This is a genomic window from Erwinia aeris (genome assembly GCF_041224955.1).
Classification (GTDB): Bacteria; Pseudomonadota; Gammaproteobacteria; order Enterobacterales; family Enterobacteriaceae; genus Erwinia; species Erwinia aeris.
This window is the reverse complement of the sequence record NZ_JBGFFX010000004.1, coordinates 263472-279394: the sequence shown is the minus strand read 5'-3', so window position 1 is coordinate 279394 and position 15923 is coordinate 263472. Positions and strand designations below refer to the sequence as shown.

General features: G+C 55.1%; 10 protein-coding genes. All 10 read right to left on the bottom strand.

The window, feature by feature from the left end:
- Nucleotides 1-78: 78 nt before the first annotated feature.
- The 10 genes from AB6T85_RS09730 to tssH all read right to left on the bottom strand — a co-directional run bounded on the left by AB6T85_RS09730 (nucleotide 79) and on the right by tssH (nucleotide 15611).
- The gene (locus AB6T85_RS09730; RefSeq protein WP_369895431.1) at nucleotides 79-2295 is read right to left on the bottom strand and encodes a type VI secretion system Vgr family protein; all 2217 of its coding nucleotides are present in this window, start codon (nucleotides 2293-2295) and stop codon (nucleotides 79-81) included.
- Nucleotides 2296-2387: 92 nt separating this feature from the next.
- Nucleotides 2388-3017 carry a hypothetical protein gene (locus tag AB6T85_RS09725; protein WP_369895415.1) on the bottom strand — a complete coding sequence of 210 codons (630 nt, stop codon included), beginning with the start codon at nucleotides 3015-3017 and terminating at the stop codon, nucleotides 2388-2390.
- A gap of 22 nt (nucleotides 3018-3039) precedes the next feature.
- Complete coding sequence (gene tssM, locus AB6T85_RS09720) at nucleotides 3040-6864, bottom strand: type VI secretion system membrane subunit TssM (RefSeq protein ID WP_369895413.1); 3825 nt, start codon at nucleotides 6862-6864, stop codon at nucleotides 3040-3042.
- A gap of 10 nt (nucleotides 6865-6874) precedes the next feature.
- Complete coding sequence (gene tssL, locus AB6T85_RS09715; RefSeq protein ID WP_301252822.1) at nucleotides 6875-8224, bottom strand: type VI secretion system protein TssL, long form; 1350 nt, start codon at nucleotides 8222-8224, stop codon at nucleotides 6875-6877.
- Nucleotides 8224-9570 carry a type VI secretion system baseplate subunit TssK gene (gene tssK / locus AB6T85_RS09710; protein WP_253456357.1) on the bottom strand — a complete coding sequence of 449 codons (1347 nt, stop codon included), beginning with the start codon at nucleotides 9568-9570 and terminating at the stop codon, nucleotides 8224-8226. The genes tssL and tssK overlap by 1 nt, the downstream gene beginning before the upstream one ends.
- A 3-nt stretch (nucleotides 9571-9573) precedes the next feature.
- A complete protein-coding gene (tssJ, locus tag AB6T85_RS09705; protein WP_301730629.1) occupies nucleotides 9574-10098 on the bottom strand; it encodes a type VI secretion system lipoprotein TssJ in 525 nt (174 codons plus the stop codon).
- A gap of 82 nt (nucleotides 10099-10180) precedes the next feature.
- Complete coding sequence (locus AB6T85_RS09700; protein WP_253456364.1) at nucleotides 10181-10666, bottom strand: Hcp family type VI secretion system effector; 486 nt, start codon at nucleotides 10664-10666, stop codon at nucleotides 10181-10183.
- Between the two features lie 111 nt (nucleotides 10667-10777).
- Nucleotides 10778-12265 (bottom strand): type VI secretion system contractile sheath large subunit, encoded by a 1488-nt coding sequence (tssC, locus tag AB6T85_RS09695; protein ID WP_369895430.1) that lies wholly within the window; start codon nucleotides 12263-12265, stop codon nucleotides 10778-10780.
- A 23-nt stretch (nucleotides 12266-12288) separates the two neighbouring features.
- On the bottom strand, nucleotides 12289-12822 hold the full coding sequence (gene tssB, locus AB6T85_RS09690) for a type VI secretion system contractile sheath small subunit (RefSeq protein ID WP_253456366.1): 534 nt from the start codon (nucleotides 12820-12822) through the stop codon (nucleotides 12289-12291).
- 59 nt (nucleotides 12823-12881) lie between these two features.
- Nucleotides 12882-15611 (bottom strand): type VI secretion system ATPase TssH, encoded by a 2730-nt coding sequence (tssH, locus tag AB6T85_RS09685; RefSeq protein ID WP_502092353.1) that lies wholly within the window; start codon nucleotides 15609-15611, stop codon nucleotides 12882-12884.
- Between the last annotated feature and the right edge of the window lie 312 nt (nucleotides 15612-15923).

Below are 15923 nucleotides of genomic sequence, written 5' to 3'. Positions count from 1 at the left end.
CTGATAAAACGCCTGGAACAACGACGGGCTGGCTATAATGCCGCCGGCTGCTATCCCATGCGCGGTTAAACCACTGGCTCAGGACACGGTCGGCACAGGCGTGGTCCTGCCGCCCGGGGGAACGGTAGGCGCCGGCGTGGGTATAGTCGGGGCCGGCGTGGGTATAGTCGGCGACGGTGCCGGGGAAGTCGGCGTTGGTACAGGCAGTGGGGGCAGCGGGAAGGGAAGAGCGACAAACCCAAAAACGCTCAGGCTCGGCACGCCCGCGACAAAGCCGCCGCCACCGCCACCGCCGCCACAGCTACAGCAGCTACAGCAGTCGCCAGGATTTAAATCGACTTGTCCTCCCTGAAGCACGATATGGTTAGCGCACAGGATAATTTTGCCCGCGCAGAGCGAAAGCACGCCGCCTGCCGTCAACGACATCGCGCCGCCTGCCGTCGCTGACATAGCGCCGCCCGCAACCATACCGATGTAGCCGCCGACGGCAAGCGAGTAATACCCGCCCACGTTATTCATAAAAGCGCCGCCGACGTTAATCCCTTTCGCACCACCTATCGACTCCGACTGCGCGCCCCCAACCGTAAAGCCCAGCGCGCCCCCCACCATTAACGAACTGCTGCCATTCACTGTGGTGGATTCGTTAACGCCAACCACTCGATTGCTGTTGATACCGATGCTGACAGAGCGCGTCGCCCCGACGGCAAGATCGGAATTCAGCCCGATGGTTTGCGTTTCATTACGCTTGGTCAGGCGGGACATATCGCGCTCGGCCTGTTCCCAGTACTGCTCCAGCCCTGGTTTATCCTCAAACTGGATGCCGTTAAAGTTGGTGCGTCCGCCGCCTACCGTGCGGCTCACTAATCCGCTTTGCGTGGCGTTGGCAGGCAGATCCCACGGCGGCATGGTGACGTTGTTATAGAGGCTGCCGATCACCAGCGGACGATCCGGATCGCCATTAATGAAGTCCACGATCACTTCATGACCGACGCGTGGGATATAGATCCCGCCAAAATTGTTTCCGGCCCACGCCTGGCTGACGCGGATCCAGCAGGAATCCGTTTCGCGGTTGTGCCCGTAGCGATCCCATAAAAAGCGCACTTTTATGCGGCCCCAGGTATCCGTCCAGATATCTTCGCCTGGCGGCCCTACCACTACAGCCGTCTGCGGCCCGCTGGTTTTTGGGCGTAGCGCCAGCTGAGGATGGCGATAAATCTTGGTGGTAGGCTGAACGGTGAAATGGCTTTGATAACTGAAATCCCCCATCCCCGTCACCTGGCTGACATCGCTAACGATCAGCTCGCTGGAGATGACCATATATTCCCGGTTCGCTTTCTCCAGCGGGTAATTTTGCAACTCGAAGTTGGTGCCGCATACCACGCCCCGCAGTTCGCCGGAGCCGGATGCTCTTGATCCGATCGCGCCCCGCTCTTCCATACGGACTTTCGCCAGCTGTTCGCCGATATCTGGCCGATCGTAATCGCCGGGCCAGTGGTAAAGCTCCATGTCGTTAAAGGTGGTTTGACGAGGCTTGCTGTCGGCAGCCGATATATCCGCTCGGGATTTGGTAAAATCGTAATCGTTGGTATACCACCGGCCGGAGGTAATGGTTTCCTGAAATTCAAAACGGGTAATATATTCCTGGCCGGCTTTAGGTTCGCTCGGCATATATTGCAGCACATGCCAGGCCTCGCTGGAAAAACGCTTGTGCGCGCCAACGTGATCCACCAGCACCAGCTTATGCTTCTGGTCTTCATGCTCAAAAAACCAGTAAATCCCCCACTCCTCCATCAGGCGCTCGATAAAATTAAAATCCGTTTCACCGTATTGCACCTGAAAATCCAGCTGGGGATAAGAACCGGTTAGCCGTTTTTCCAGCGGAAAGTTATATTCCTCCAGCACCTCGTCAATAATCTCCACCACCGTTTTTTGCTGGAAGATCTTGAAGTCGGAGGTCAGCTCCGTCAGGTAAAGCCAGGGGCGAAGGATAATTTCAAAGATGGCCTGATTCGCATCCCGCCCCAGAAACCTGGCACGCTGCACCAGGCCGGAGATTTCCCGGCTGCCCGCGCCGATGCCCATCAATTCATCCAGCCCGTTGCCGTCCAGCTCTATCGACACGGTCATCTCTTTACCGATCAGTGCTTTAATATCCACGTTCGCCGCTGACTGCCAGGGAATAAGATCGCTGGCTGGCGTTTTGGCAGTTAGCTTGTAGGTATATAAAGAAGAGAACGACTCCTTGCCTTCCAGCTTCGTTAATACCAGCGCGGTTTCACCCAGCAAAAGCGGCATTGCTGAGCTGCTTAACGTTATGGTTCTTGCCATATCAACACCTAATCCTTGGTTTGTATTGCACCCTAAGGGAGCGCCTCTCCCTCTCCTTTTCAGCAGATAATGTGCTGCGAATCGATAATTTTGCCGTAGCGGCTTTGCCGCCAGAGCCACGCTTTGCGATCCGTCTGGATAATTTCCGGCCAGTCCGGCCAGGGCATGCTGCCGACGCCTTTTTCCTCCGTGATGCTTCTGTCGTACTCGCTCAGCTCCGCCAACAGCAAATCCGCATGATAACTGAAGCGATAGCGCTCATTAAGCAGCCGTTCGCGAAACGGGGAGTAGCGAGACCGTAATAAATTAACCCAGTTTTTCAAATAGATATCTTGATTAACCACGCCATCCTGATTTTGCTGCGCCATCATAATTCTCGCCAGCCAGAAGGCGATATGAAAATCAGACGCCAGTTCCTTTTGCAGCCATTGCACGCTGACGGCGGCGTAAATGGCCGAAAGCCCCGCCGCGCGGCTGTTGACCAATGCCCCCACGTAAAAGCGGCCTTTTTTCCGCAACGGCGGCAGAATAAAGCACCACGGGTAATGCGCCGGTAAAAGCTGTCCGGGCAGCGTCGACTGCATCGCCGGCACCACTTTTTCGGTCAGTACGGCGCCGACTTTTTTCCGCTCTCTGCCTGGCAATAACGTTCGCGCCTCTTTGCCAATAATACCGGTACGAATGGCCATATGCCGCTCCGTGCCCCACGGCTTAAAATGCGCCGGGACAGTTAAAATTTTTCAGTAAATCCACGATAAGCTCATCGTTCCAGGTCAGGCCGGTGACCTCGATTTTGACGGGCCGCTGATGCAGATTAAACAGCAGCACCGGCTGGCCGCCAGGCGAAGTCCCAATATCGTTGACGGTATCCAGCCAGCGCATCAGCGCCCAGGGACCGGTGAAGGTCAGGCCGTTTTCCTGCCCCAGAATGCGCGGCTTGGTGCTCATATTGACGACGGATTCCGCACGCGCGCCCGGCCAGTGAAAAAGTTTTGGCGTAACCGGGCCGTGCGAATACCCCATTACGCTGCCGTCAAAGTTGAGGTTAAGCTGGGTAACCGAAGGATCCAGGTAGGGAATGGAAACGGAGAAATCGATACCCGGCGTGCGGCCGCCGTTCTGGAAGAAGGCACTGCGGATCGCAGCGGCCTGCTCAAAAACATCCAGCGCGTCTGAATCCTGGCTATTAATATCGCCGCGATAGCGCCAGGGCCTTGCTGCCGTATCAACTTTGTCGGCCAGTTTTTTTTGAAAATAGTCATCCAGCACGCCGCCCGTGGCGAAAAAGCGCTCAAAGTCACGCAGGCTGACTTCCTCACTGTTATCCGCAAAAGGATAGCGGCCCTGCAAAGTGTTGCGGCACACTTCGCCCGGCCCTGAGGCGATGGTTTTATTGCTGCTGTAGACGATCTGATGATTGACCCGCCGGTAAGCGCCGTTCAGCAGCGGCGCGATAATATATTTAAAAGGGTCGGGCCAGACGGCGGACTCCGCGCTCAGCCGCTGTCCTGCGTCGGACACCGACGGCAGATTGCCGTTTTTGATCGCGCTGTCGGAGATGACCAGCAGCGTGTACTGATCGTTCAGCACGCCCATAATCTGGTGCAGCTTAGTGCCGGAAGCCGCGCCCATGCCTTTTTCGCCGCCGCCCACGAATTCACGCAGCGGCACAAAATAGTTATCCACTCCCTGACGCAGCGCTTTTTTCTCCTGAGCGGCCAGCGCCAGATTAAGCTTTGAGGCGGCATCCACCAGTCGACTGTTGGATAATCCTGAGCTGCTGACACGCTGGTTTTTTAGCAGGTTATCCTGCTGATCCACGGCAAGCGTGGTTTCCCTGACGGCGCGCCTCGCCAGATTTACCAGCGGCGAGTGGGTAGAAACCAGCGTGCGCAGCATGTAGATATCAAAAGAAAGCCCGGTATTGTTCTGGCCTGCAACCTCGCTTTTCAGCCGGATGCTTTGCAAAAAAGCCTGCCATCGCCGCGTATACTCCTTCAGATAAAGCGTCATCAGGGCTTCGCGCGTCGGATCGACAATGCCCGATCCTCTGTCCACCTTCAGCGCTTTCAGGGCGCTTTGCGCCTCGCTATTGCCCATTACCCAGCTATCTTCAGCCTGTAACGCCCGCACGCTGTCGCCCAGCTTTTTTTTAAATACGTGGTGATAGCCTTCCCAGGTAAACAGTCCAGGCATCCCTTTTTCCGCCAGCGCCTCATCGGTAAGGGTAAAAATCTGACCGGCGTCCTCATCGGTCATTTTGCTTAAGGTCAGATTCTCCGGCGCTTCCGCCTGCATCTGCGCTATCACGCGTGAATAAAGTCGATTAACCGGCGTGTTGCGATTAAGTATTTCGCGCGCTTCCGCCACCAGGTTTTTATCCGGTTGCTGGCCATACTGCCGCCAGTCCGGGCGGCTGAATAACGCCTCAAGATGGGCGATAAACAGGCTCCTTTCTTCATAAGGCTGGAGCTTTCCAGCATTGTCCCACTGCCGGGCAATCTCGCTGACCAGCCATGCCCGTTCGAACTGGCCCTGTCCTGCCAGCATCAGATAACGTTTAAGCGCGTTGTAAATTGTCGCAGGATCGCGTTCATAAACGGCGCTCTGCAAAGCCTCATGCGCCTGTTGTTCGATTTGCGGAAACAGCAGCCGCTGCAGAAAATAGTGGTAAAGGCCGTCGGCATCGTGGGTTAAACGCTTGCCGACATAAAGGCCATAGCGGAAAGGAAGATCGGGATGCAACACGTCAAGGCCGTTAAATTCAGGCAGATAGTGCGCCAGATTCAGCAGCAGCGGCAGCTTGCCGGGATCCGCCGCCTGTTGATAGCTTTTGACCTCTGCTTCCAGCCTGGTCGCTTTTTCCCCGGCCGCGACAAGGTAGCCGCCGTTATGATGATAGCTGTGGTAGATCCCGCTCAGTAACCAGCAGCAGGCCGCGATGCAAAGCATATGACCAAAGAAGTTCTGGAAGCGATATTTTGACTCTACCCGTAAATTGCGCCGCACCAGATCGCCATCTTTCAGGATGATGTCGGAAAACAGGGATTTCAGAAAATAGTGCCTGCCCCAGGCAACATCCCTGACCAGAGCCTCGCTCTCACCAGTCAGCGAAGCTGGATCAGCCAACGGCACCGTCTGTCGGTTAGCAATATAGTTGCGCCACTTCTGCATCAGCGTCCCGTTATTGACCATAACGGTATCCTCAGGCTGGTGGCTGCTGACAAAGTAGATACCGCGCAGCGAGGTATAGCCCTGATTTTCATCATAGCGTGAGGCGAAGAAAATCGTCTGCGCCACTTCCGTTACGCTGTCCAGCAGCATGCGGAAATCCTGCGGCAGCACGTACATGCGCTTTCTGTCCGTATTGCTGTATTCCTCCTGTTGGCGCACCGTCATTGCCTTTTCCAGACGATTTTCCAGCAGCGCAAATTCCGCTCCGACCCGTTCGCGCAGATCGCCAATGCCGGTTTTCACCTCTTCCCCCCAGGGGAAAGTCACGCCCCATACCTGCTCGCGCTCCTGCTCGGTCAGGCTGCGGAAATATTCGGCGAACCCCATCAGCCGATCCAGTTTGGTAATCAGCATATAAACCGGAAAGCGTACCCCCAGTCTGCTGCGCATCGCCTCCAGCCTGGCGCGAACTTTCGCGGCCAGATCGTAGAGCTCCGTTTTATTTTTACCCATTACGTCGGTCACGCCGATCGCCACAATCACGCCGTTAATCGCCTCTATCGGACGATATTTTTTAATGGCCTTGATAATACCGTCCCACTCCGGCTGCTCGTCCGACGAATCAAGATATTTTCCGGCCGTGTCGATAAACAGCGCGTCATTCGCAAACCAGCACTCACAGTTACGGGTAGGCGCGCTCTCTTTGCAGACCCTGCTCAGCTGTTCCGGCAGCGGGAAATGCTGGCCCGACGATAAGATCGCCGTGGTTTTTCCCGCGCCCTGCGTCCCGATAGTCATGTACCAGGGAAGCTCGCCGTGCATTTTTCCAAATGAAAAAAACCGCTTAAGCCAGGTACCGTTTTTACGCAGCTGTCTTATATATGCCGCTGCATCACGGATAGCCGCATTAACCTCGCTGACGTCGCCATCGCTTTTAACCTCTTTGCTGCCGAAAAAAGCGTCAAGCAGCTTAGGATTGTTTTTCAGCGCCAGCAGCAGCTTCCAGCCGCCATACAGCAGCGTGACCAGCAGGATAGCGCCAATCAGGCTGGCCCTGGTGGCGATACCGCTTAGCGGATAGCTTTCACCGATCAGCAGGTAAGGCCCAATCGTCCAGACGACAACGCAGGCCGTTGCGGCCAGCAGAAGAAACGACGGTACGTTAAACCACAGCCCAATCAGACAAAGCAGCGCCAGAACAACATAAATCACGCGCGCCTCAACGCCTGCCAGCGGACGCGTGTCGCCAAAGCCCAGTAAAGGGCCGAGAAACCAAACCGCAGCGATAATCAGCATAAAAAAGGCTATGACCATCACTACTTTAAAAACGCGAAGCGAGAACATCCTGTTCAGATTAAACATGGCTAACTCATTAATAGGTCACAAAAAATTCCACGCGCCGGTTCTGCGCACGTCCTTGTGCATGGTTATTACTGCTGACGGGCTGACTCTCTCCGGCGCCCTGAATGCGGATTTTGTCAGGCGCTATCCCTTCGGTAAGAAAATAGCGCGCCACGTCCGTCGCGCGTTTTTCCGACAGCACCTGATTATTGGGAAAAGCTTTTGTCCTGATGGGCGTGGCGTCCGTATGCCCTACGATCACTACCCTGCCATTCACGCGATGAACTTCCTTCGCGACGCGTTTGATAATAGGCTCCATATCGGCGATGACTTTGTCCGATCCTGAAAGGAACACGGAATCGCCACGAAAAACGACCTTGCTCTGACTTTGCGTTTCGTCAACGCTGACCAGCCCCTGCCTGATCTCTTCTTTCAGCAAAATAGCCAGCCGTAGCTTCATTGCCGCTACGGGGCGGCTTATCTTCAGCTGCTGCATTGCGTGGATCCGCTGCTGAAGCGCTATCTGATGCGTACCCAGCCAGTATTTGCACCAAATCCACAGGCTACCGACCAGCAGACAGCTCAGCAGCAGCGTGACGCGCACGGGCACAATGCGCCTTTTAGATTTTTTCTGGCCGCGTATGGCCGCGCCATGCGGCGACAGCGCTGGCGAGAGCGAGTCGCGCGTGCTTTGAATAAGGGTCAGAAGCCGCTGACGGATTTTCATCAGCTGTCGGTCGCCATCTTCCAGAATGCTGTAGCGGCCCTCAAAACCCAGCCCGAGGATACGCAGCAGCACTTCAAGCACGTCTCCGTACTCGTGGGGATCTATAGAAAGACGGCCAACCAGCAGGAAAAATTTGTTGCCGCCGTCGTTGTCGCCTTCGAAATGGTTAAGGATGTTGCTTTGCGACCAGCCGGTCTGCATTCCCCACGTTGTGGTATGTGCCGCTTCATCCAGCGCGGTACAAAGGCAATAGCGAACGATAGCCATCTTTTTCCAGGCGATATTGACCTCGTCACATACCACGCTAAACAGATTGATGTCGTGTTTCAGGCTTTGTTTCAGCAGCTCGACATGTTCGGGATACGGGATGGTTTCCGGCATCTCGCTAAGCGCGCGCAGCAGTGGCTGGGCGGCTTCGAGCAGCGGATTTTCAGCCGCCCTTACCTTTTGCACCCGCAGCTGTACGCCTTCGCTTTGCAGCAAAACCTCACTTTTCTGGCTGGACCAGCCCTGGATAAACGCATCAGGATCGCCTCGTTCCGGCGTTCCTGGGTTTCCCGGATCGTCATCCAGCAGAAACTTGCCCAGCGCCTGCGGCGTCAACGTTTCTTCGGGCGCGGCATCCGGCGCGGCAGATTGGCTCTCGTCGCGCATCAGCTTCTGACTCCCCAAAGCTCCATATTCAGGTCAGGGAAATCACCTGCAATATGTAACGCCAGCGCGCCGGTTGCGGCAATTTTGTCCCAGAACGGCCCGCTTTGCAGCAGGTCGAAATAGACATAGCCGGCGTGATAAGGGATCTGACGCGGCGGCACCGGCAGCGCCTGTAACACCAGCCCCGGCAGGTGTGAACGAACCAGCTCATGCAGCTGCTGCGGCGCGCTGATTTTCGCCTGCGCCGAAAACTGCTGTTGCAGTACGTCCATCGGCAGCTGAGCGTGTACGGCCAGCACCAGATTAGAAAACTCGCGCAGCTCGCCCGGCAGCATGGCGGCCGTCCAGACGCCATTGCCTTTCGCATGGAGGTCGATCATTTGACCGGCACGGATCAAAATCTGATTCAGCAAATAATGCAGCTCTTCAACCAGCGGACGAACAGAAGGATAAAGCCTGGCGTGATCGTAGCCCGGCGCGCTCACCGGCCGTCGCGTCTGCGTACGGATAAAGGTCGACAGCTCGCCCGAGAATTTCGCCAGCTCCTGATAAAGCACAATTGGCGGCAGCTCGGGCACGTGCCGCAGATGATCCAACACCGGCTCATATTTATTGAAAATTTGCAGCAGCAGATAGTCGACCACTTCGGCGCTGGCGCTGGCTTTGCCGTCGCTATTAGCCAGTCGGCCCGCCAACATATCGGCGCGCATCCTGACCAGACCGTTAAGATGCGTCAGCCATTCGGCTAACAGTGTGCTGGCCGCATAGCCGGTGACCGGCGGAATATAGTCTTCGGTATGCAGCAGCACGCTGCCATCGGGCTGAATGGCCCTGATGCGGGTCAGCGGCAGACCAATCCAGGATTCCGTCATTTCGTTTTCAGAAACCAGATTCAGGCGCAGCCTTGCCAGCTGGACAGGTTTTGGCCCCTGACGGATCGCATTGGTATCGCTCAGCTCCGTTTCAAAAGCGGCGAAGCGCGCCAGCGAACCGCTGTCGCTGAGATCGAAGATGGTTTCGTCGCTGTTATCCAGCCGCAGCGGCACGGCCAGGAAAATCAGCTGCCCCAGATGATCCGGCGTAATGGTCAGCGGTTCAGGCAGTTCGGCATGGCCTGGTATATCAAAAGGCGTGCCGTCCGGCAGCACGCCGCGCCCGGCGCGCAGCACCAGTTTGCCGTAAGAGAGCGCCTCCAGATCGATATCGTATTGCGCAAACCCCCAAAAAAAAGGCGATATCGTTGCCGCTCGCTTGTGGGCGTAATATTCAAAATAGCGTTCCTGCTGCTGAAACAGCTGCGGACGTAAAAACAGTCCTTCGCTCCAGATAACTTTATTTGTTCTCACTGGCTATTCCCTTTTATCAAGCGCGATGGCTAAGGCATCAAAATGTACCGTCAGCACGACCGCTTCTCCGGGCAACACTTTTCGCCACCAGGATCGTTTTTTATTTTTTTTATAAAGCTCCCACGTTTCACTCCATCCCGCGCGGTCGATATCCCGATAGGCGGCGACGATGCCTAATGCAACGGTATCCTTTTCCGGCGTCAGGCTGATTATTCTGTTTTCGCCAGGTTGTAATATGCCTTCATAGACTTTTTTCGCCTCCGCCTGTAAAGCCGGGTCCGCGCCATCGGTAAGCGTAAAGAAATCGCTGTTTTCAAAGTTATCCAACGATTTTAAAAGATAAAAAGTAATATCCAGCGGCGCAGGCTCTCCCTTTTCATTGGGATTAATTTCTTTTGACGCTTCCAGCCTGATAGTTAACTCCGGCCTGGGAGAGTCGCTGAAAGGGGAACGGCAGCCCGCTGACGTTAAAACCGCCAGAATAATAAGCAAACGACTAATGAATCGGGCTATGTTGATTAACTGCATGGTAAATATCACCTTAAAATCCCGAAGCCAGGCCGAAAAGCTTGTCACCCAGGGATGACAAGCTTTTGTATCGCTTAACGTATTAGCTGCTCAGGTTCGCTTTGACGTCATAGCTTGCGGAGATAACGCCAGACTTGCTGCCTTCAGAGTTCTGCATGACGTAATCCTGCGTCACTTTAGTGAAGGAGAATTTAACCAGCTCACGAGGACGGGTTTCATCCTCTGAAGATCCTGACATATCGACACGGGTAATAATGGTGTCGGTAAAGTTAATGGTTAAATATTCCAGCGGATTGCCGCCCGCTTTACGCACCACGAAGACAATGTTTTTAATATGCTTGCCCGTCAGACAGTGGCTTAATAAATTAGGGCTGGCCTTATCGGTGTAATGGGTAAAGCAGAAATCGGCCACGCTTGCCTTGCCTGAGCCGCCGCCGGATCCGCTGTGCATATTGGAATGCTGTGAAACATCCCAATGCCATTCCAGTACCTCAATTTCATTGGTATGTGCGGCATCCAGCGATTCACCTTCAATGCCGTCGATCTTAATAAACATATCTTGTGCCATGATCATTCCCTTATTCAGCACTATTAAAATCGCTACGCCTGCGCGCAGCGTATGTAGTTAAAGCAGCCTTGCGAACAATGCTGCTGTTAACAATATTAAAATCTGCGATCGTTATGCTGCGCCTTTCAACGACGGTAATTTCGCTACCATACGCAGCGAAACGGTCAGGCCTTCCAGCTGGAAATGCGGACGCAGGAAAAATTTCGCCTGGTAATAGCCTGGATTGCCTTCCACATCCTCAACCACCACTTCCGCTGCGGCCAGCGGACGACGCGCTTTGGTTTCAAAAGTGGAATTAACCGGGTCGCCGTCGACATAATTCATTATCCAGTCGTTCAGCCATTTCTGCATTTCATCGCGTTCTTTAAATGTACCGATTTTGTCGCGCACGATGCACTTCAGATAGTGGGCAAAGCGAGAACAGGCAAACATGTAAGGCAGCCGCGCGGAAAGGTTGGCGTTTGCCGTGGCGTCCGGATCGTAATATTCCGCCGGTTTTTGTAACGACTGCGCGCCGATAAAGGCGGCATAATCGGTGTTTTTACGATGAATAAGCGGGATAAAGCCGTTTTTAGCCAGTTCCGCTTCGCGACGATCGGAGATAGCGATCTCCGTTGGGCATTTCATATCAATGCCGCCATCGTCGGTCGGAAAGGTATGGCACGGCAGGCCTTCGACCACGCCGCCGCTTTCCACGCCTCGGATCAGCGTGCACCAGCCATAGTGTTTGAACGAGCGGTTGATATTGACCGCCATCGCATAGGCCGCGTTGGACCAGGCGTACTTGCTGTGATCGGCGCCGTCGGTGGTTTCTTCAAAATTGAAGTCGTCGACGGGATTGGTATGAATGCCATACGGCAAACGCGACAGAAAACGCGGCATTGCCAGGCCGATATAGCGTGAATCTTCCGACTGCCGCAGCGAGTTCCACGCCGCATATTCCAGATTCTGGGTAAAGATCTTGGTCAGATCGCGCGGATTAGCCAGCTCCTGCCAGGAGTCCATCTGCAGCACGGACGGTGCCGCACCGGTAATAAACGGCACGTGCGCAGACGCGGCGATTTTGCCAATGGAGGCCAGCAGATCCACGTCTGGCGCGGTGTGATCGAAATAATAGTCGGCGACCAGGCAGCCGTAAGGTTCTCCCCCCAGCTGGCCATATTCCTCTTCATATACCTGCTTAAAGAGCGGGCTTTGATCCCAGGCGATCCCTTTAAAGCGCCGCATATTGCGCCTCAGCTCATCTTTGGAAATATCCATAAACCGCAGCTTCAGCTTTTCGTCGGTTTCGGTGTTGTAGACTAAATAATGCAGTCCGCGCCAGGCGCTTTCCAGGGACTGGAACTGTGGATGATGCAGGATCAAATTGATCTGTTCGGACAACTTGCGATCGATCTCGGCAATAAAAGCGGCAATATTTTTATAGGCGTCGTCGGCCATGGTGACTGAGCTGCTCAGCGCCTGCTCGGCCAGCGTTTTGACCGCGCTCTCTACGGCGGTTTTCGCCTGCTCCGATTTCGGTTTGAACTCCTTGCTTAACAGCGTATTAAAATCGCTGTAGCCTGCGTTGGTCGCCTGGTTCTTTTTCTCAGCTTGCATCGACATGATATCCCTCTCTCGCCTTATTCGTTCCCTAATGGGTTGCCGTCTGTTTTCACTGGTTTCGGTGCGGAAGCCAGCGCGGTCAGCAGCGATTTATCCTGTAGCACTTTCATCAGCAGACTTTCCGCGCCGGCTTTGCCATCCATATAGGTTTGCAGATTAGCCAGCTGGGTGCGGGCATCCAGCAGCTGAGAAAGCGAATCCACTTTTTTGGCGATTTCGTCCGGTGAAAAGTCATGAATGCTTTCAAACGTCATATCGATCATCAGCTGCCCTTCCCCGGTCAGGGTATTGGGCACGGCGAAAGCCACGCGCGGTTTCATGGCTTTCATTCGCTCGTCGAAATTATCGATATCAATGCTGAGAAATTTGCGATCGGCAACCGGCGGCAAAGGCTCAATCGCCTTCCCGGACAGATCGGCTAATACGCCCATAACAAAGGGCAATTCTATTTTTTTCTCGCTGCCATAGATCTCCACGTCATATTCAATTTGTACGCGCGGCGCCCTGTTTCTGGCGATAAATTTTTGAGCACTGCCATTTCTTGAAATCATGATATCCCTTTCATCGTGCTTTATTAAAAATAGCCTTTATTCACATTAATAGCGGCCTGTTATGCGGCGCTATTACCCGTTAAAAATCCGTCCTGCCTTGCCGGATTTTCTCGCTTCTCGCCTGTTTTATCATTTATCGCGTTTTCTTCTTCCCCTTTCGGCTGAAAACGGATAACGATATTATCCCCTGCCGTTATGTAGAGACATTGTTCGCTTAGTGATGCCTGGCTGTTTAATATCTGGCGCGCTATTTCCGGCGCGATATTTTGCTCGATAAATCGGATCAGCATTCGTGCGCCCGTTTCAGCCACGGGACACTGCCCGATAATATGCGTCACCAAATCTTCGCCATAATGCAGCGAAGCGCCATGCTGTTCGCGTAAACGCAAAGCCAGTCTGTCAAGCTGCTGCCGGACAATACGTTGTAGTGATGCTTCCTGAAGCGGCAGATAAGGCACCACGGCCAGGCGCCCTAAAAAGGCTGCCGGGAAAACTTTCAGTAGTTCAGGCTGCACCATTTTTCTGACGCTTTCGGCATCGGGTGCCGTCTCTGCATCGGCAAACAGGCTGGCGATCGTTTCGCTGCCGACGTTGCTGGTCAGCAGCAGCACCGTATTTTTAAAGTCGATTTGCCGCCCTTCGCCATCTTCCATACTGCCCTTGTCGAAGACCTGAAAAAACAGTTCATGCACGTCGGGATGCGCTTTCTCAATCTCATCCAGCAGCACTACGCTGTAGGGCTTGCGACGTACCGCTTCCGTCAGCACGCCGCCTTCGCCATAGCCCACGTAGCCCGGTGGCGATCCCTTCAGCGAGGAAACGGTATGGGCCTCCTGATACTCGCTCATATTGATGGTGATCAGATTCTGCTCGCCGCCGTAAAGCTGCCCGGCGATCGCCAGCGCGGTTTCCGTTTTCCCCACGCCGGACGGGCCAACCAGCATAAAGACGCCGACCGGCTTACGCGGATCCGCCAGCCCCGCGCGAGCCGTCTGGATGCTTTCGCTGACCTGACGCAGCGCATAGTCCTGGCCGATGACGCGCCCGGCCAGCCGCTGCGGCAGTTCCAGCACGGCGCGAAGATCGTCTTTTAACATCTGTCCGACCGGGATCCCCGTCCAGTCGGCCACTATCGCGCCGATGACATCCGCATTGACCTCCGCCTGCACCAGCGGCTGCTCGTTCCGGGCCGCCTGCAGGCGCGCTTCCAGCTCCGCCAGCTCATTTTGCAGCGGCACCATCTCTTCCTCAGCCGTAGAGGCCTCGTCCTGTAGTTTTTCACGTACCGCGACGATGGCGGCGACCAGCTCTTTTTCCCGCGTCCAGCGCTGCTCCAGCTGAAGGGAGGCCTCGGTCCGCTCGGCGATCTCCTGTCTCAGGCGTTCGCCGCTGTTGGGCTGCAGTTTGCCAAATCGGCTGGCCTTTTCAACCAGGCCCAGCTCCGCGCGGGCGGCGTCCGTCCGACAGTGGAGACGTTGCAGCATGACCGGCGCCGCATGTTGCGCGACGGCCACGCGCGCGCAGGCCGTATCAAGAAGGCCTATCGCCTTATCTGGCAGCTGCCGGGCCGGAATGTAACGGTGCGACAGCCGCACGGCGGCCTGCAAAGCCTCTTCCATAATCCAGACGCCGTGATGCTTTTCCAGCACCGGCAGCAGCCCCCGCAGCATAGCGACGGCGGCTTCCTCATCCGGCTCTGCAATTTGCAGTACCTGAAAACGCCGAGTCAGCGCCGGATCCTTCTCAATATGGCGTTTAAATTCGCTCCAGGTCGTGGCGCCAATAGTGCGCAGCTGGCCCCGCGCCAGCGCAGGCTTCAACAAGTTAGCCGCGTCGCCCGTCCCGGCATTGCCCCCGGCGCCAATCAGCGTATGAACTTCATCGATAAACAGGATAACGGGCTGGGGCGAAGCGATAGCCTCATCCAGCACGGCTTTAAGCCGCGCCTCAAACTCGCCTTTCATGCTGGCGCCGGCGGCCAGGGCGACGACATCCAGCGCCAGCAGCCTGACTTTTGCCAGCGCTGGCGGCACATTACCCGCCACGATAGCCTGCGCCAGCCCCTCCACGACGGCCGTTTTCCCGACGCCAGCTTCGCCGGTCAGCAGCGGGTTGTTCTGACGGCGACGCAGCAGGATATCGGTCATGGTGCTGATTTCATGCTCGCGTCCCGTTACCGGGTCGATTTTGCCTTCGCGCGCTAACGCGGTCAGATCGGTGGCATACTGCGCCAGCCCGCCGCTTTTTGTCTGGCCGCCGATAGCCGCGTTAATTTCGCCGGGCATGACGCCGGCCTCCGTCGTCGCCTCGCTGACTTCCGGGGAAGCCTGAGTGATATAGCCGAAATCGGCGGTCAAATGTTCCAGAGAGATCCGTTCAAAAGCGGAAGAGATAGCAAACAGGGCGCGCCGCAGCTCCATGGTGGTCAACATGGCGATCAGCAAATGTCCGCTGCGAATACGGCTTTCAAAACATTCCAGGCTGGCATAAATCCAGGCGCGTTCGATAGCGAGTTCAATATGATATGAAAAGTCCGAAATAGTGCTGGCGCCTGCCGGCAATCGGGCCAGCGCCTGAGCGAAGCCCTGTTCCAGCGCCTGCGCGTCGACCTCAAAATGGCGGGCTATCAGACGTAAATCATTTTGCTCCTGCTGCCAGATCTGATTTAGCCAATGCACCAGTTCAACATAGGGGTTGCCGCGCAGCTTACAAAGCGTGGTTGCACTTTCAATCGTTCTGAATAATGTCTCATCCAGCTTGCCGAATAAATTTTGCCTTGTAATCGCCACGTATCATTCCTCCGGGTACATTTTTCACAGGCATAAAATCACACAGACCAGAGTCTTCCGGGGAAGGAAAACAAAATATAATACCCTTGTCCACGCCGTAAAAATAAATTAAGAATACCGCCCGAACGCTATTCCTGAATAACAGACCCGCTACGATTATAACCCCTTATTTAAAAAGATCTTTCCTGTCAAATAACCTGGTGACCCGGTGAAATCCCTGGCATTTCCTCACAATGGCATTGAGACTGTTTTTTTCACATGTTATAAAATCTGAAAAAAGCATAAAAACCGCTGCGTGTATTTAACGCGCTT